This is a genomic window from Streptomyces sp. NPDC096132, from assembly GCF_044763345.1.
GTDB lineage: Bacteria > Actinomycetota > Actinomycetes > Streptomycetales > Streptomycetaceae > Streptomyces.
In genome coordinates this window covers 203,968-218,107 of the sequence record NZ_JBIWGA010000007.1, presented here as the reverse complement: position 1 = coordinate 218,107, position 14,140 = coordinate 203,968, and the positions used below count along the sequence as shown (strand labels likewise).

The 14,140-nt window shown below is 67.3% G+C and carries 17 protein-coding genes; 16 read left to right on the top strand and 1 reads right to left on the bottom strand.

Going from position 1 to position 14,140, the window contains the following annotated elements; genetic code table 11:
- The first annotated feature begins 32 nt into the window (after positions 1 to 32).
- The 15 genes from mhpD (at position 33) to ACIRF9_RS18840 (ending at position 11,069) form a co-directional block, all read left to right on the top strand.
- Entirely contained in the window at positions 33 to 863 is an 831-nt protein-coding gene (gene mhpD, locus ACIRF9_RS18910) for a 2-keto-4-pentenoate hydratase (protein WP_403823010.1), read from the top strand.
- A complete protein-coding gene (locus ACIRF9_RS18905; protein ID WP_403823007.1) occupies positions 860 to 1,795 on the top strand; it encodes an acetaldehyde dehydrogenase (acetylating) in 936 nt (311 codons plus the stop codon). The genes mhpD and ACIRF9_RS18905 overlap by 4 nt, the downstream gene beginning before the upstream one ends.
- Positions 1,792 to 2,814, top strand: coding sequence for a 4-hydroxy-2-oxovalerate aldolase (gene dmpG, locus ACIRF9_RS18900; protein ID WP_403823004.1), 1,023 nt, complete (start codon positions 1,792 to 1,794; stop codon positions 2,812 to 2,814). Before ACIRF9_RS18905 ends, dmpG begins: the two co-directional genes overlap by 4 nt.
- 382 nt (positions 2,815 to 3,196) lie before the next feature.
- The gene (locus tag ACIRF9_RS18895; RefSeq protein ID WP_403823000.1) at positions 3,197 to 3,427 is read left to right on the top strand and encodes a hypothetical protein; all 231 of its coding nucleotides are present in this window, start codon (positions 3,197 to 3,199) and stop codon (positions 3,425 to 3,427) included.
- Positions 3,405 to 3,917 (top strand): DUF6879 family protein, encoded by a 513-nt coding sequence (locus ACIRF9_RS18890; protein ID WP_403822997.1) that lies wholly within the window; start codon positions 3,405 to 3,407, stop codon positions 3,915 to 3,917. Before ACIRF9_RS18895 ends, ACIRF9_RS18890 begins: the two co-directional genes overlap by 23 nt.
- 27 nt (positions 3,918 to 3,944) lie before the next feature.
- Positions 3,945 to 4,790 carry a helix-turn-helix domain-containing protein gene (locus tag ACIRF9_RS18885; protein WP_403822994.1) on the top strand — a complete coding sequence of 282 codons (846 nt, stop codon included), beginning with the start codon at positions 3,945 to 3,947 and terminating at the stop codon, positions 4,788 to 4,790.
- A 94-nt stretch (positions 4,791 to 4,884) separates the two neighbouring features.
- Positions 4,885 to 5,271, top strand: a complete 387-nt coding sequence (locus ACIRF9_RS18880) for a hypothetical protein (protein WP_403822991.1) — start codon at positions 4,885 to 4,887, stop codon at positions 5,269 to 5,271.
- Entirely contained in the window at positions 5,268 to 5,810 is a 543-nt protein-coding gene (locus ACIRF9_RS18875) for an NUDIX domain-containing protein (RefSeq protein WP_403822988.1), read from the top strand. Before ACIRF9_RS18880 ends, ACIRF9_RS18875 begins: the two co-directional genes overlap by 4 nt.
- A gap of 115 nt (positions 5,811 to 5,925) precedes the next feature.
- Complete coding sequence (locus ACIRF9_RS18870; RefSeq protein ID WP_403822985.1) at positions 5,926 to 6,138, top strand: hypothetical protein; 213 nt, start codon at positions 5,926 to 5,928, stop codon at positions 6,136 to 6,138.
- Positions 6,139 to 6,192: 54 nt separating this feature from the next.
- Entirely contained in the window at positions 6,193 to 6,993 is an 801-nt protein-coding gene (gene dapF, locus ACIRF9_RS18865) for a diaminopimelate epimerase (RefSeq protein ID WP_403822982.1), read from the top strand.
- Positions 6,990 to 8,084: an ATP-grasp domain-containing protein gene (locus ACIRF9_RS18860; protein WP_403822979.1), complete on the top strand. Its 1,095-nt coding sequence runs from the start codon at positions 6,990 to 6,992 to the stop codon at positions 8,082 to 8,084. The genes dapF and ACIRF9_RS18860 overlap by 4 nt, the downstream gene beginning before the upstream one ends.
- A 12-nt stretch (positions 8,085 to 8,096) precedes the next feature.
- Positions 8,097 to 8,645, top strand: a complete 549-nt coding sequence (locus tag ACIRF9_RS18855; RefSeq protein WP_403822977.1) for a C39 family peptidase — start codon at positions 8,097 to 8,099, stop codon at positions 8,643 to 8,645.
- Positions 8,645 to 9,007 (top strand): glutamate ligase domain-containing protein, encoded by a 363-nt coding sequence (locus tag ACIRF9_RS18850; RefSeq protein ID WP_403822974.1) that lies wholly within the window; start codon positions 8,645 to 8,647, stop codon positions 9,005 to 9,007. Before ACIRF9_RS18855 ends, ACIRF9_RS18850 begins: the two co-directional genes overlap by 1 nt.
- 470 nt (positions 9,008 to 9,477) lie before the next feature.
- Complete coding sequence (locus ACIRF9_RS18845; RefSeq protein ID WP_403822971.1) at positions 9,478 to 10,158, top strand: DUF488 family protein; 681 nt, start codon at positions 9,478 to 9,480, stop codon at positions 10,156 to 10,158.
- Between the two features lie 86 nt (positions 10,159 to 10,244).
- Positions 10,245 to 11,069 (top strand): hypothetical protein, encoded by an 825-nt coding sequence (locus ACIRF9_RS18840; RefSeq protein ID WP_403822968.1) that lies wholly within the window; start codon positions 10,245 to 10,247, stop codon positions 11,067 to 11,069.
- Positions 11,070 to 11,087: 18 nt separating this feature from the next.
- On the opposite strand, the gene ACIRF9_RS18835 is transcribed toward ACIRF9_RS18840, so the two are convergent.
- On the bottom strand, positions 11,088 to 12,203 hold the full coding sequence (locus tag ACIRF9_RS18835; protein ID WP_403822965.1) for a DUF3644 domain-containing protein: 1,116 nt from the start codon (positions 12,201 to 12,203) through the stop codon (positions 11,088 to 11,090).
- A gap of 1,218 nt (positions 12,204 to 13,421) precedes the next feature.
- Here ACIRF9_RS18835 and ACIRF9_RS18830 point away from each other — a divergent pair.
- Positions 13,422 to 14,048 (top strand): hypothetical protein, encoded by a 627-nt coding sequence (locus ACIRF9_RS18830; RefSeq protein WP_403822961.1) that lies wholly within the window; start codon positions 13,422 to 13,424, stop codon positions 14,046 to 14,048.
- The last annotated feature ends 92 nt before the right edge of the window (positions 14,049 to 14,140 follow it).

The following is a 14,140-nucleotide window of genomic DNA, read 5'->3' as shown; positions in this document are numbered from 1 at the left end:
GGTGTCAGCACTCGCACCCCCTGGAGGGATCCATGCCGCACGCCGCCTCACCGGCCGTGGTCAAGGCCGCCGACCTACTGGAGGAGGCCGCCCGGACCCGGGCCGCCTGCCCACCGGTGCGGACCCTGCTCGACGCCGGCGACCTGGAGGCCGCCTACGCCGTGCAGCAGGTCAACGTCCGCCGCGCGCTGGACGCCGGGCGACGGATCGTCGGCCGCAAGATCGGTCTGACCTCGACGGCCGTGCAGCGGCAACTGGGCGTGGACCAGCCCGACTTCGGCGCCCTGTTCGCGGACATGGCGGTGCCGCAGGGCACCGAGGTGCCGGCCGGGCGGCTGCTCCAGCCCAAGGTGGAGGCCGAGGTCGCGCTCGTCCTCGCCGAGGATCTGCCGCACCGCACGTGCACGGTCGTGGACGTACTGCGCGCGGTGGACTTCGCGCTGCCCGCCCTGGAGATCGTCGACAGCCGGATCGCCGGCTGGGACATCTCCCTCGTCGACACGGTCGCCGACAACGCCTCCTGCGGCCTGTACGTCCTCGGCGGCAGCCCCGTACCGCTCAGCGGGCTCGATCTGCGCTCGGTGTCGATGACCATGACCCGCAACGGCGAGACCGTCTCCGAGGGCACCGGCGCCGACTGTCTCGGCAGCCCCCTCAACGCGGCCGTCTGGCTGGCCCAGGCCCTCGCCGAACGGGGCGACCCGCTGCGCGCCGGCGACCTCGTGCTGACCGGGGCTCTCGGACCGATGGCCCCCGCCGCCCCCGGTGACGTCTTCGACGCCCACATCTTCGGACTGGGCTCCGTCCAGGTCGGATTCGCCCAGGAGACCACCGCTCAGGCACGGGAAGGACAGCAGCGATGACCACCAAGGTCGCCATCATCGGTTCCGGCAACATCGGCACCGACCTCCTGATCAAGGTCCTGAGGCTCTCGGAGAGCCTGGAGATAGCCGCCCTCGCCGGTATCGACCCGGACTCCGACGGCCTGGCCCGCGCCCGCCGCCTCAAGGTGGCCACCACCCACGAGGGCGTCGAAGGCCTGGTGAAACTCGACGAGTTCGCCGACGTCGACATCGTCTTCGACGCCACCTCGGCCGGCGCCCACCGCCACCACGACGAAGTGCTCCGCCCGCTGGGCCGCACCCTGGTCGACCTCACCCCGGCCGCGATCGGCCCGTACGTCGTCCCGCCGGTCAACGGCGACACCCACCTCGGCGCACCGAACGTCAACATGGTCACCTGCGGCGGCCAGGCCACCATCCCGATCGTCGCCGCGATCAACGCCGTGTCGCCCGTCCACTACGGCGAGATCGTCGCGTCCATCGCCTCCCGCTCCGCAGGCCCCGGCACCCGGGCCAACATCGACGAGTTCACCGAGACCACGTCGTCGGCGATCGAGCAGGTCGGCGGGGCCGCGCGCGGCAAGGCGATCATCGTGCTCAACCCGGCCGAACCCCCGCTGATCATGCGGGACACCGTGCACTGCCTGGTCTCCGAGTGCGCGACCGAGGCCGTGACGGCGTCGGTCGAGGAGATGGTCGGCCGTGTCCAGGCGTACGTGCCGGGCTTCCGGCTCAAGCAGAAGGTGCAGTACGAGAAGGTGGCCGCCGACGATCCGCTGCGCACCCTGGCCTCCGGCGGCGATCTCCTGAAGACCTCGGTCCTCCTGGAGGTCGAGGGCGCCGCCCACTACCTCCCGGCCTACGCCGGGAACCTCGACATCATGACCTCGGCCGCGCTGCGCACCGCGGAACGCATGGCCACCCACCGCATCACCGAGAGGGCCGCGCGATGACCCGGCTGTACATCCAGGACGTCACCCTGCGGGACGGCATGCACGCCGTCCGGCACCGCTACACCGTCGAGCAGGCCCGCACCATCGCCGCCGCCCTGGACGCGGCAGGCGTGGCCGCCATCGAGATCGCCCACGGCGACGGCCTGGCCGGCTCCAGCATCAACTACGGCATCGGCGCCCACACCGACTGGGAGTGGATCGAGGCCGTCACCGACGTCGCCTTCCACTCCGTACCCACGACCCTGCTCCTGCCCGGCATCGGCACCCTGCACGACCTCCGCCAGGCGCACCGCCTCGGCATCCGCTCGGTGCGCGTGGCCACCCACTGCACCGAGGCCGACATCTCCGCCCAACACATCGCCGCCGCCCGCGAGTTGGGCATGGACGTCGCCGGGTTCCTGATGATGTCCCACATGGCCGAACCGGCCGAACTCGCCCGCCAGGCCAAGCTGATGGAGTCCTACGGCGCCCACTGCGTCTACGTCACCGACTCCGGCGGCCGGCTCACCATGGACGGCGTCCGCGACCGCTTCCGCGCCTACCGCGAAGTCCTCGACCAGGCGACGGAGTTGGGCATCCACGCCCACCACAACCTCGCACTCGGCGTCGCCAACAGCGTGGTCGCCGTGGAGAGCGGCGCCGTCCGCGTCGACGCCTCCCTCGCAGGCCAGGGAGCCGGCGCCGGCAACTGCCCCCTGGAGGCGTTCATCGCGGTCGCCGACCTGATGGGCTGGGAGCACGCCTGCGAGCTGTTCCCGCTCATGGACGCCGCCGACGATCTCGTACGACCGCTCCAGGACCGCGAGGTACGGGTGGACCGCGAGACCCTCAGCCTCGGCTACGCGGGCGTGTACTCCAGCTTCCTCCGGCACGCGGAGACCGCCGCCACCCGCTACGGCCTCGACACCCGCACCATCCTCGTCGAGGTCGGCCGCCGCGGCATGGTCGGCGGCCAGGAGGACATGATCACCGACATCGCACTGGACCTGATCACACAGACGCGAAGCACCTCGGCCTGATCCACCCTGCCCGGGACGACGACTCCCGAGGGCCTGGTGCGCCGTGGTGCGCGCCAGGCAACGCCCACCATGTGTCAGGTCCACACGTCGACGAAGATCTTGCACATACCGACTCACCGTCGGCGCCGCGGGTGTTACTCCGCTCTCGCATCAAGGCCCGATCCGGTAGGGATCGACCTGCCTGGGATCACCAGGGCGCGGTCCTGGAGCTGCCAGCCCTGTCCAAACGAATGGATATCCACGCGCCCAGCGCCGGCAGCCTGCTTCCCTGCTCGGGTCACTTTCCGAAGTTCTGGCAAGTTTCGGCAAGTTCCTGGCTTGACGGCTCAGTCGCGGGCAAGCTCTGGCACAGAGATCCTTACCGGCACCCGAGGAGGACATCATGGCCCTGCGCAGGCTCGGCAAGGACCCGGAGAGTCCCAGTGGCGGCTCGCCCACCATCTACCTCGACGAGGAGAAGGACAGCTACCTCGTGCAGGGGTGGAAGGTGGAGGACGCCGAGCGCCTCGGGCAGATGGACATCCCCGGTCACGAGTCGGTGGTGGAGATCCCCCGGCGCATGGTGCAGTTCTTCCTGGAGGTGAAGAAGGATGACGAGGCCCCCGACGTTTGAGGAGCTGTTCCGCGACTGCCAGAGGACGGCCGTCCATCTGGAGATGCGCGACGCCTACATGAAGTCGGACCCGGCCTTCATCGACTGGAAGGCCGGCGTGGTTCTCGACCCCGCCGAGCGCTGGGCCGACTGGCACGCCATCGTCACGGAGGCCACCTCGCGCGGCGTCGAGGTGCGACGCGCCCGCGTCATCTCGATGCCGGTCAGCGAGTACATCCGCTTCGAGTACGACGTGACGGACGGGCTGAACATCGCGGCCGGCGAGAGCGTGCGGTGGCTCTCGCGGCGCTCCGCGACCGACATCGCGCTTCCGGGCAACGACTTCTGGCTGTTCGACTCCCACCTCGTCCTCGTCAATCACTTCGACGGCGAGGGCGAGAACATGGAGGTCGAGCTCACTGAAGACCCCGAGGTGGCAAAGCTGTGCGAGTCGGCCTTCGAGGCCGTGTGGCAGCGCGCGACACCCCACGCCGAGTTCGAGCCGGCCTGACAGCGCGAAGATCACCCTCGCACCGATATGACATCGCCCTCTTCGAGCGTCCAGGAAGCCCGCAAGGCACTCGGACAACGTCTGGCCGAAATCCGCAAAACAGCCGGACTCACCAAGCGAGCGCTGGCCCAAATCCTGGGCTGGCACGAGTCGAAGGCTTCGCGCTTCGAGAGCGGCACACGCGCGCCCTCGGAGCGCGACCTTCTGGCGTGGTGTTCCGCGTGCAACGCGGAGGACCAAGCAGAGGACCTCATCTCGACTGCCCGCGGAATTGAGGGCATGTATGTCGAGTGGCGCAAGATGGAACGCCACGGCCTCAAGTGGGCGCAGGAATCCGTGGTTCCTCTGTGGGAGCGCACGGAGCGCTTCCGGATTTACTCGCCCTGGCTCATCCCCGGCCCGGTGCAGACGGCCTCGTACATCACCGCGCTTCTGACCTCCATTCGTGACCGCCGAGGGCTCATCGACGACGTGCCGGCGGCCGTCAAGGTGCGCGTGGAGAAGCAGCAGGTCGTCTACGGGAACCACACGTTCGCGATCCTGCTGGAGGAGAGCGTGCTGCGCTACCGCATCGGCGGCACCGACGTGATGGCCGGCCAACTCGGCTACCTGCTCAGCGTCATGGCACTGCCGTCAGTGAGCATCGGCATCATCCCCCAGGACGCCGACCGCTCGGGCCTATGGCCGGTCGAGGGATTCTTCTTGTACGACGACGAGTTGGTGAACGTCGAACTGGTTTCTGCTCATCTCACCGTCGTCCAGAACCACGAACTTGCCATGTATGCCAAAACGTTCGGCGAACTGGCCGAACTTGCCGTCTACGGTGCCGCAGCGCGGGAAATCATCACCGCTGCCATCGAATCTCTAGGGTGAATGCCCGGCAAGTTCCGGCACACTCGTGGAGCCCCATCCACTTCCCTTCCTAGCGTTATAGCCACGGCTGACAACGTGTTCGGAGGGGCCAGTGATGACTGTGGCAAGTACGGGCAAGGCATTCGAGGCGGCCGAGGACATCGGGGGTGACGGCACCCCCATCGACGTAGAGGCGATCTCCTCGCAGACGAATACCGTCCTCGGTCTGCGGATGGACACCACGACCCGCGTTGCGATGGACCAGCAGGTGCCGGCGATCGCCGGGCATCTGAACCGCCTACTCCATGAGGACCTGGGCGCCGACAACGACAGCGAGGTACGCAAACTCCTGCGAGAGGGCACCAAGTTGGTCGACCTCACCAGCCGGCCGACCCCCGAGACGCCCACCTTCGGGACCTACCTCTACCTCCGCAATCTCGCCCTGCTGACGCGGCGCCTGCTGTGGATCTACTCCCAGCGCAACGGGCTGGATGCCCCGTGAGCGTCAGGGACGACCAGATCGTGCGGGAACTCTCCCACTACATCTACACGCACCCCACCGACCAGATGGCGCTGATGCCGGTCTACGACGCGGCCCGAGACCACTCACAGCGCCGAGCCTGCACCCACGACCAGCGCTGCCCCCTCGTGACCACCGGAGCGGTCGTCGTCGACGAGCACGATCGCGTCCTGTGCCTGCGGCACGAGGGAGGTTATGCCCTCGCCGAGGCGGAGCCGGAGGAGAGGGACGACTCCCTCAGCGAGGCGGCCCTGCGCCTGCTGGCCGAGGAGGCCGGCATCCGCGACGTCTGGACGCAGCCCGGCGCCGAGAGACCCTTCCTGGTCGACGTGACCAGACCAGGCCAGCACCGGTACGGGCCCCGCCTCCGCGTCGGCATCCGCTACCTCTACCGAGCCCACTCGGGCGCCGTGTTCCCGTCGATGATCGAAACGGGTGCGGCGGCCTGGGTGCCCCTGACCGACATAGGCATCCCGTCGGTCCGCGCCCGCGTGGAGCACCACCTGATCGGAATCCAATGAGCCCCCGCAACCAACAACTCGCCTACGCGGCAAGCCTCATCGCACTCGGTGGCTCACTCCTGCTCGGCATCTGGAGGGGCTGATGTACGAGCGCAGGACCAAGGAAGCGCCTCCCATGCCCCCTCCGCCGGTCGGAACGATCGGGCATACCCGACCGCCGGGCGATGTCCGCATCGGTGACTTCGTCTACCTCGACGGCAAGTACCAGCGCGTCCGAGACATGAGGTCCGCAGGCACCGCAGCCCACCGCGTACTGATCTTCTCCGGACGAGAGCCCTGGGTCATGCGAGAAGCCCGGACCACCTACCGGCCCATCGACCGCCGCTGACCCCCGCCCTGTTCGGGCGCCTCACCCTCACCTCACGACGCGAGGAGCTTCGCCATGCGCTTCCGCAAGATCCACGGCGCGGGAAACGACTTCATCCTGCTCTCCGACCTCGGTCCGGACGACGACAAGGAGTGGCCCAAGGAGGCGGAACGCCTGTGCGCCCGGCGTACCGGCGTGGGTGCCGACGGCCTGGTCATCAGCAGACTGATCAGCCACAGCCCCGCCGTCCTCAACATCACCTGCTTCAACGCTGACGGCTCGACCGCGACCATGTGCGGCAACGCCCTACGATGCTCCGCCTGGGCCGCGCACCGCGATCACGGCTTTCAACAGATGAGTCTCCACATGGCCGGCGTGGAGCACGAGGCGGTCGTATCCGACGACTCCGTGTGGGTCACGGCCGAGGTCGGCACGGTACACCCTCGGCGCTTACAGACCGTCATCAACGGCAGACCGACCTGGTTCGACAGCGCCCACACAGGCACGGAACACGCCGTAGCCATCGTCGACGACGTGGACGCCATCGACACGGTGACAGTCGGGCGCCTCGTGCGCCACCACACCGACATTGCCCCGTTGGGCACGAACGTCAACTTCGTTCAATCCGCAGGCCATCAGGCACTGAAGATCCGCACTTACGAACGCGGAGTCGAAGCCGAAACCCTGTCGTGCGGAAGCGGCGCCGTCGCCGCCGTCGTCATCGCCACCCTGCGCGGATTGGTCGCAGGGCGCGCCGTCACCGTCCACAACCGCGCCGGGCAGCCGCTCACCGTCCGGCCGCACGACGCCCGGCCAACCCGAACTCACTGGGTCGGCGGCCCGGTCACCCACATCTTCGAAGGGGTACTCGCATGACTCGCTTCCTCAACCCCAGCTCGGACAACGCACTGCAGAAGGCTGCCGAGGAGCTTCGCGAGTGGGGGCGGAGCCGCCAGGGCCTCCGGGTCGCCCTCATCTACGGGCCCGTGTCCGCCGAGGACCGGCTCTATCACTCCAAGTGCCCCGTCGAGCAGCGATCCGTCACCGCCCTGGGCACAGCGCTGGAAGAGATCGGTGCCCGCTGGAAAGTGCTGGACCCGTGCGAACCCGACTTCATCATCGACCTGGCCGGGTACGACGTAGCACTCTCCAATCTGCACGGCCCCTTCGGCGAGGACGGCCGATTGCAGGGACTGCTCGACTACCTGCGCGTGCCCTACTGCGGCAGCGGAGTCGCTGCATCCGCGGTGGCCGCCGACAAGATCCTCTGCAAGCGGGTGATGCTGACCCTCGGCGTCCCCACGCCCGGCTGGCACGTCTGGTCCGGCGGCGGCCCGGTGGCCTGGAACGGGCGTCCCGTGATGGTCAAGCCGCCCTTCGGCGGGTCCAGCGTGGGCATGAGCCTCGTACGCGACCCGGCGGACCTGCCCGCCGCTCTGGCGGATGCGGCCAGTCCTGAGGGTGCGGAGGTGCTCATCGAGGAGTACGTGGCGGGCACGCCCATGACTGTGGGACTCCTGGAACTACCGGGCGACTCGGTCGTCGTCTTCCCGCCGCTGACCACCGAGGCGGCCGAAGCCGACTTCTACGACGCCGACTCGAAGCTCGACGTGGACTCCAGGGCCGCGGTCACCGTGCGCGCTGCCGAGTTGGAGCCCGAGGTGCTGGACCAGGTCACCGGGCACGCCCGGACGCTGTGGGACGGCCTCGGGCTGCGTGGTTCGGCACGCATCGACTTCATCCTCACTGACGACGGCGATCCGTACGTGCTGGAGGTCAACAGCACGCCCGGCATGTCCCGCGACAGCAACTTCGCCGTGGGGGCAGCGATGGTCGGACTCACACACACGGACGTCGTGTTGGCGATGCTCCACGAAGCCCTGGCCCGCCCGCCATACGATGTCCCCCTGCCCACTCCCGCGTTCGCCGACACCACACGGGCTCGGGAGGCTGCCGTCTCGCCGTAGGAGCCCGCCACTGTGCCGCGCGTCCACGATGTCCCCCTGTGCCGTCAGCTGATCGACCCCGCCGAATGGGATCTGCACGGGGGATGGGCGCTCGGGGACAGGATCGAATGGTCCAACCGGGCGTGCGGCCTGGCCTCGCTGAGAATGATCCTGCTCGCCTACGGCCGCGAAGCACCCACGGTCACGGAGCTCCTGAAACTCGCCGTCAAGCACGAGGTGCTGACCCCGCGTGGAGCACTCCACGCGGGCATCGCGAGCCTGGCAACCGACCTCGGAGTCCCCTCGACCGCCCAGCCCGTCCCCCTCGAAGACCTGACGGCACGCCTCGACCACGCCCCGCTCATCGTGTCCGTGACCGAGCAATTCCCCGACGACGGCCGCGCCGGCGGCCATCTCGTCATCCTCCGCGGCTACGACGACGGCCCCGACCCGACGATCCACTTCCGGGACCCCTCGGCCTGGGGCCAGACCCACGACCTTGTCCCCCTCAGCCGCGTGTCCGCTTCCTACACCGGCCGCGCGATCACTTTCGCGCCCCTCAATCCCAACGGAGAGTCTTGATGACCGAGGCAGTCGGCGACACGACCGAGGCCACAGGCGGCCGGCGAATCGCCGTACTCGGAGAGATGCTGGAACTGGGCGATGCTGCCGTCGAAGCCCACCGCGAGGTCGGTCGCATGGCAGCCGAGAACGGCGTCGACCTCGTCGTAGCGGTCGGCGGGGACATGGCCAAGCAACTCGCCCTCGCGGCAGGTGCGGCCGGAGTGCCGGACATCGCGCTGGTCGGCGACAACATCACCGCCGCCGCCTACCTCGACTCCATCCTCCGCCCCGACGACGTCGTACTCGTCAAGGCATCCCGCGGCGGCCAACTCTGGCAGATCGCCCAAGCCCTCACTGGGCAACCTGTTACAGGGTTGTGAGTCCTCTTCACCCCGAGCGAATGGGCCCCGCACTCGGCCCGTCACACTGAACGCCCCATCCACGTTTCAAGGCAGCTGCGCCGCAGGCAATTCCTCCGAAGCCTCCGGTTCAGCTGACAGGCCACCAATGGTGAGACCCATCCTTGGCCACCGCCGCCGTCCCAGCCGCCGAGAACGACGGCAGCCAACCGGCGTCAACGTCATCACCGGGCCTTCTAGGACCAGGCCGCCCTCGACTTCGCGGCGTCCCTCACCTGCGAGCAGTCCTCGACGCCCCCGCCCTGCAGGGGAGTAGATCTTGCAGTCGGCTCGAGGCGACCACATCGAGCCTGGGCGGGGCCAGCTGGCTCGTAAGAGGAGGTGTGTGACGCCATGGCCGTCGGAAAGGCGGAGGGTATTCGCCAGTCCCGCCCCATACCTGACCGGGAACGCCGCCCCTTGCGTTCTCAGCGGCCATTAGGATCACGACCATGGCAAGCCACCACTCAGCGCGTCCTCATGACCACGCCCGCGTTCTCGCCCAGAGGTTGCGGGCGTTGCGGGAGGAACGCGGGTGGTCGCGTGAGCGACTCGCCAAGGAAGGGGGCGTCTCTGTACAGACGGTGGCTCGCCTGGAAAGCGAGGGAGCAATCCAGCCAGGTTTCTTGACCGTTGGAGCGGTCGCCGAAGCCCTTCAAGTCTCTCTCGACGACTTGTTCCGGGAAACCAAGGCAAGGCCCGGACTGTGGTCTGCGGGGTATGAAGGACGGGACATCGACTCGTTCGTCGCCTCGCTTGTCGAGAGCCATATCGATGTGGTGGCGGACGTGCGGCTCACGCCGATCAGTCGCAAGAAGGGCTTCAGTAAGACCCGGCTCGGGGAGGCGCTTGCGGAGGCTGGCATCGAGTACACCCACCTACGTGGCCTGGGCAATCCGAAAGACAACCGTGCGCCGTTCTGGGACGGCCGCGTCGCCGAGGGCAGGGCCCGGTTCCAGGGGGTGCTGCGGTCTGAGGAGGCGCAGACCGATCTCGATCGCCTCGCCGAGCGCGCCCAGCAGTCACGGGTGGCGGTGTTGTGCTTCGAGCAGGACGAGAACCGCTGCCACCGGCAGGTCGTCCTCGAGACGGTGCGTAGGCGTGCCGCAGTGCCTGTGATTCCCTTGGCCTGACTTCACCGCCTGCTCCCGCACGCGCCCTTGCCCGTGGCGCGTGCCTCTCCTCCAATCAGATCCGGGAGATCACGGAGGGGGCGTCCATGGGAGCGGGGAATCGGCAGCGCGCACGGATACTGATCACGGTCAAGACGTACCCAGAGCTATCCAACAAGTACCGCGAGACCAGTTGTGTGGCTGGCATACGCCTGGACCAGCGCGAGCCGCAGCACGTACGGCTTTTCCCGGTGCCATTCCGGCTCCTGGTCGAAGAAGCCCAGTTCTCCAAGTATTCGATCATCGAGGTCGACGTCGAACCGCACCGGCCGGAACGGGACTCACGCCCAGAGAGTCTCCGCCCCGACCTCGACACTCTGGAGATCGTCGGGGACGTGCCGCCAGACGGAGGTTGGAAGAATCGGTACCGCTACGTCGAACCGCTGGTCGCCCCGTCGCTCTGCGCCATCAAGCGGGATCAGGAGGCGCGGGGGACATCCCTCGGCGTCTTCCAGCCCGCTGAGATCACCCGCTTCCGACTGGAACCCGCAGCGTCCTGGTCAGCCTCCAAGGCGGCATTGGCCGATCAACTCGACCTGTTCGAACAGGAGTTGAATCCGCTGGAATGGGTGCCCCTCGACCTCCGCTACAGCTTCCGCTGTGCTGACGACAGCTGCCCGACCCATGACATGGGGCTCAAGGACTGGGAGGCCGGCCAGTCGTACCGCAAGTTCCGGCGCAAGTACGGCGAGCGCGGAGTCCGTGAGGCACTGCGCGAGGTTTGGTACGACCGGATGTGCGCCCCGAACCGGGCCGTCCACTTCTTCGTCGGCAATATCGCGGCCCACCCCAAGACCTTCATGTTGCTGGCCGTCTTCTACCCGGAGCGGAAGGCCATCCAATATATGCAGGACGGTTTGTTCGGTGAGTGAGACACTCCTGCCGGAGATTCAAGCAGACCTGCCGTGCTGCTGCGCTTCGCTCACTTCTGGCGTCCCTGCCTGTTTCGGGAAGTGGGTCACCTTCTTCATGCGAGGCTCCCGGCCGAAGAACACGCGGTACTTCTCAACCGTGCCGATCTCCCTCACGACCTTCTTCACCCAGGCGTGCGTGTAGACGTACGCACCGAATGCCTCGCTGTAGACGCAGTACTTCGCGTCCGTGGCGAGGGGATCGAGGGCCCCTGTGGCAGGCCTGACTCCCAAGCGTCGCCACATGATCGCGTGCTCGTGGCTGGCGCTGAATTCGAAGGGCACCTGCTCTTCCACGAGACGAGCCACTCGCTTCGGGAGCAGCTTGCCCCTATCAACCACTTCGACGTGCTTGACCTTCTCGATCACTGTGCCGAGACGCCCGGCTTCGACCATGACCGTACGCTCCTCCTCGCTCAGTTCGTCGAGCTTGACGAAGTTGATCGCCAGGTCGGCGTCCGTCTTCGAGCCGATGATCGGCACGAGCCGCACGCGGTAGTCGTACCTGAGATCGTCGAGCACGGCCGGATCGACAGCGGCATCGAACTTCGCCACAAGGTCGCGGGTGCGTTTCGGTAGCTTCCTCGCAGCTTCCTGGAGCTGCTCTCGCCCCTCAGCGGTGAGAGCCTGCAGTGTCATCGGGAAACGAAGCCGGTCGGCAAGGCTGTACTCGGCGCCGAAGTGGGCGACCAACTCCTGCTCGTAGTTCATGACGAGGGCCTGCGCCCTGCCGCCCGTGGCGATCTTCAGGTTGTGCTCGTACCGGTGCTCCACCTTGTTACGGAGCGCCACGAACAGCTCTCCGTTCAAGCGCACCGGATGCCTGTTGTCAGGGAAGCGCTCCCGAAGGCATCGGTCCAGATCCCATGCTTTCGGATCACCGTCGATGAGCTGGTGCTGACCGGTCTTGGGATCCCGGTAGTGATAGTCGATCTTCTCCTTGTGAAACTCCGCGTGGAGCAGGTAGTGCCACGCCTTGTGCATGTGAGTGAGGAAGTCGCTGTAATTTCCAGTCGAGCAATTCCACTCATCGACCGCTTTGAGGGCGTGACGCTGCGATTCCGTGAGGATGTGGCGCCAGCGAGCGTATGCCATGTCGTGCGTCCTTCTCGTCCACAAGAAGGATCACACCAGCGGCCGTTCTACGACAAGCACAATTCCCACAGCGCGCCAGGGAGAACACCCGTAACACCCCCTGGACGCCTCTGCCCCCACCGCAGTGCTGACTGTTCGTGGACTTCACCAAGGAGTAGCCACGGAGCACAGTGACACCTTCCGCATGGTTCACCGCGCCCGAGCCCACCGTCGGCATCCTTGTGAACCCGCGCTGGGCATGCGAACCGCCGTCAGGCAGCATGGCTCGGGAAGATATCAACACCACGCCGCCGCATCTCGGACGCTACGCGCCAAGGAAGGCAGCGGTCGGTACCCCAACGTCTGCTCCTGTCTGTGCCGACGCAAGGGCCCATCGATCGCTCGCAACGCCTGATTCCGTTTCGCCTCCGACATGGCTACCAGGACGTTCGTGACACGCCTCAGCTCGCCCACAAGATCAAGGTCTTCCCGGCTCGTCTTCACAGCGATCTCCGGGACGGGCCACTCGTGGTCGGGCACGTAGCCCACACCCCGCCACCACGTCTCGACCGGCAGCACCCCATCCGGCTCGAACGGCTGCCCCGGAACAGGAAGCGCAAACGCCTGCCCCACCCCATCAGCCGCAGCCTTGGTCCACTCACCGGGCTCAGCCCACGGATGGAACGCCAAGTTGAAGGTTCCCCAGTGGATCGGCAGCAGCACCGCACCCGGCTCGCCTTGCTGCAGCACAAGTCGTTCTCGGCATCCCTAGGTCAAATGCCGTGCGAATAGCGCGAGTTGACCATTAGCGGCGTTCTCAACCATGACCAGCGCACCAGGACCAGGTCAGTCACTCACAGCCCGCCGGCAGCAAGGGCTGTTCCGCTCCGGAGCGAGCTATCTCCCCAAAACTCCGAGCCAGGCTCGGACAGAGGGGCTCATCCAGTGCTGCTGGTCCGTCACCCATTCAGCTGAGCGTCGTCGAAGTTGACGTCGTTGGTCGACTTGGGATCCGGGGTGGTGCGGCCTCGTCGGCATGGGTCGTGCGGCCACGGTCCGATCGGTTGGTCAAGGTGTACGAGGCGCGGGTACTCGTAGCACGCGGGCGGGGCACTGTGCGCCGTTCGACGCGCGGGCGGCGGGCAACTCTGCGTCTGTCGCGACAGCGGCCGGGCGAGGTGAAACCCAGGGGTGCTCCCGCCGAGGGTGAATGTCAGTGCCTGGCGTTACGGTCGAGGAATGACGATAGTGACCTACACCGCAGCTTGGGTGCCTGATGACGACCCCGAGCGGAGTTGGGACGAGGCTGCGGAACCGGCGGCGGCTTGGCTGCTGGAGCAGGCCCATGTTCTGGGAGGCCAGCCCCTGTTGGTGACGCCGACCCAGCAGCAGTGGCAGGCAGGACCGGACGTGATCAGGCGGTTCGCTCGCACCTATGAGGCTACGACGAGCCGGGGCCGCGGCGCGCAGTTCAGGCAGCGGCCTGTCCTGGCTTACGTGCCGGACTACGGCGACATGTATCTTGCGGCTTCATACGCCCGCAATAGCGCTCTGGCAGTGGTGGAAAGCCACACTGCGCCCCTGATCGGGTGGGCGATGGAGGTTCAGGCCGTGGACCTGACGACCGGAGCAGTGACCGCCGATACCCGCAGCCCCGAACAGCGCCAAGAACTTGAACGGATCCACGGCTACGGCAACAACGGGTGGACGAGAGGCTTCGGCGCCGACCGCAGCGCCTCCATCTTGGAGGACCTGCTGCGGCAGGACGCCATCGATACGGACATCGTGGTGGGACACATGGTCGCGCACGGCCACGATAAACGGTCCGTCGCCCGCCTCATGAAGATCATCGACAACGTCCGCTGACCAGATCCTGTCTTCGACGACAGGCCGACACCAGGGCGCGCTCAGTATCTCGATCGGAACCCTGACTTGCGCCCACCGCAGCCCCAGCCGGG

What these genes read in the sequence shown, in the direction of transcription:
- mhpD (WP_403823010.1), top strand. Translation starts at nt 33, where the DNA reads ATGCCGCACGCCGCCTCACCGGCCGTGGTCAAGGCCGCCGACCTACTG.
- ACIRF9_RS18905 (WP_403823007.1), top strand. Translation starts at nt 860, where the DNA reads ATGACCACCAAGGTCGCCATCATCGGTTCCGGCAACATCGGCACCGAC.
- dmpG (WP_403823004.1), top strand. Translation starts at nt 1,792, where the DNA reads ATGACCCGGCTGTACATCCAGGACGTCACCCTGCGGGACGGCATGCAC.
- ACIRF9_RS18895 (WP_403823000.1), top strand. Translation starts at nt 3,197, where the DNA reads ATGGCCCTGCGCAGGCTCGGCAAGGACCCGGAGAGTCCCAGTGGCGGC.
- ACIRF9_RS18890 (WP_403822997.1), top strand. Translation starts at nt 3,405, where the DNA reads ATGACGAGGCCCCCGACGTTTGAGGAGCTGTTCCGCGACTGCCAGAGG.
- ACIRF9_RS18885 (WP_403822994.1), top strand. Translation starts at nt 3,945, where the DNA reads ATGACATCGCCCTCTTCGAGCGTCCAGGAAGCCCGCAAGGCACTCGGA.
- ACIRF9_RS18880 (WP_403822991.1), top strand. Translation starts at nt 4,885, where the DNA reads ATGACTGTGGCAAGTACGGGCAAGGCATTCGAGGCGGCCGAGGACATC.
- ACIRF9_RS18870 (WP_403822985.1), top strand. Translation starts at nt 5,926, where the DNA reads ATGCCCCCTCCGCCGGTCGGAACGATCGGGCATACCCGACCGCCGGGC.
- dapF (WP_403822982.1), top strand. Translation starts at nt 6,193, where the DNA reads ATGCGCTTCCGCAAGATCCACGGCGCGGGAAACGACTTCATCCTGCTC.
- ACIRF9_RS18860 (WP_403822979.1), top strand. Translation starts at nt 6,990, where the DNA reads ATGACTCGCTTCCTCAACCCCAGCTCGGACAACGCACTGCAGAAGGCT.
- ACIRF9_RS18850 (WP_403822974.1), top strand. Translation starts at nt 8,645, where the DNA reads ATGACCGAGGCAGTCGGCGACACGACCGAGGCCACAGGCGGCCGGCGA.
- ACIRF9_RS18845 (WP_403822971.1), top strand. Translation starts at nt 9,478, where the DNA reads ATGGCAAGCCACCACTCAGCGCGTCCTCATGACCACGCCCGCGTTCTC.
- ACIRF9_RS18840 (WP_403822968.1), top strand. Translation starts at nt 10,245, where the DNA reads ATGGGAGCGGGGAATCGGCAGCGCGCACGGATACTGATCACGGTCAAG.
- ACIRF9_RS18835 (WP_403822965.1), bottom strand. Translation starts at nt 12,203, where the DNA reads ATGGCATACGCTCGCTGGCGCCACATCCTCACGGAATCGCAGCGTCAC.
- ACIRF9_RS18830 (WP_403822961.1), top strand. Translation starts at nt 13,422, where the DNA reads ATGACGATAGTGACCTACACCGCAGCTTGGGTGCCTGATGACGACCCC.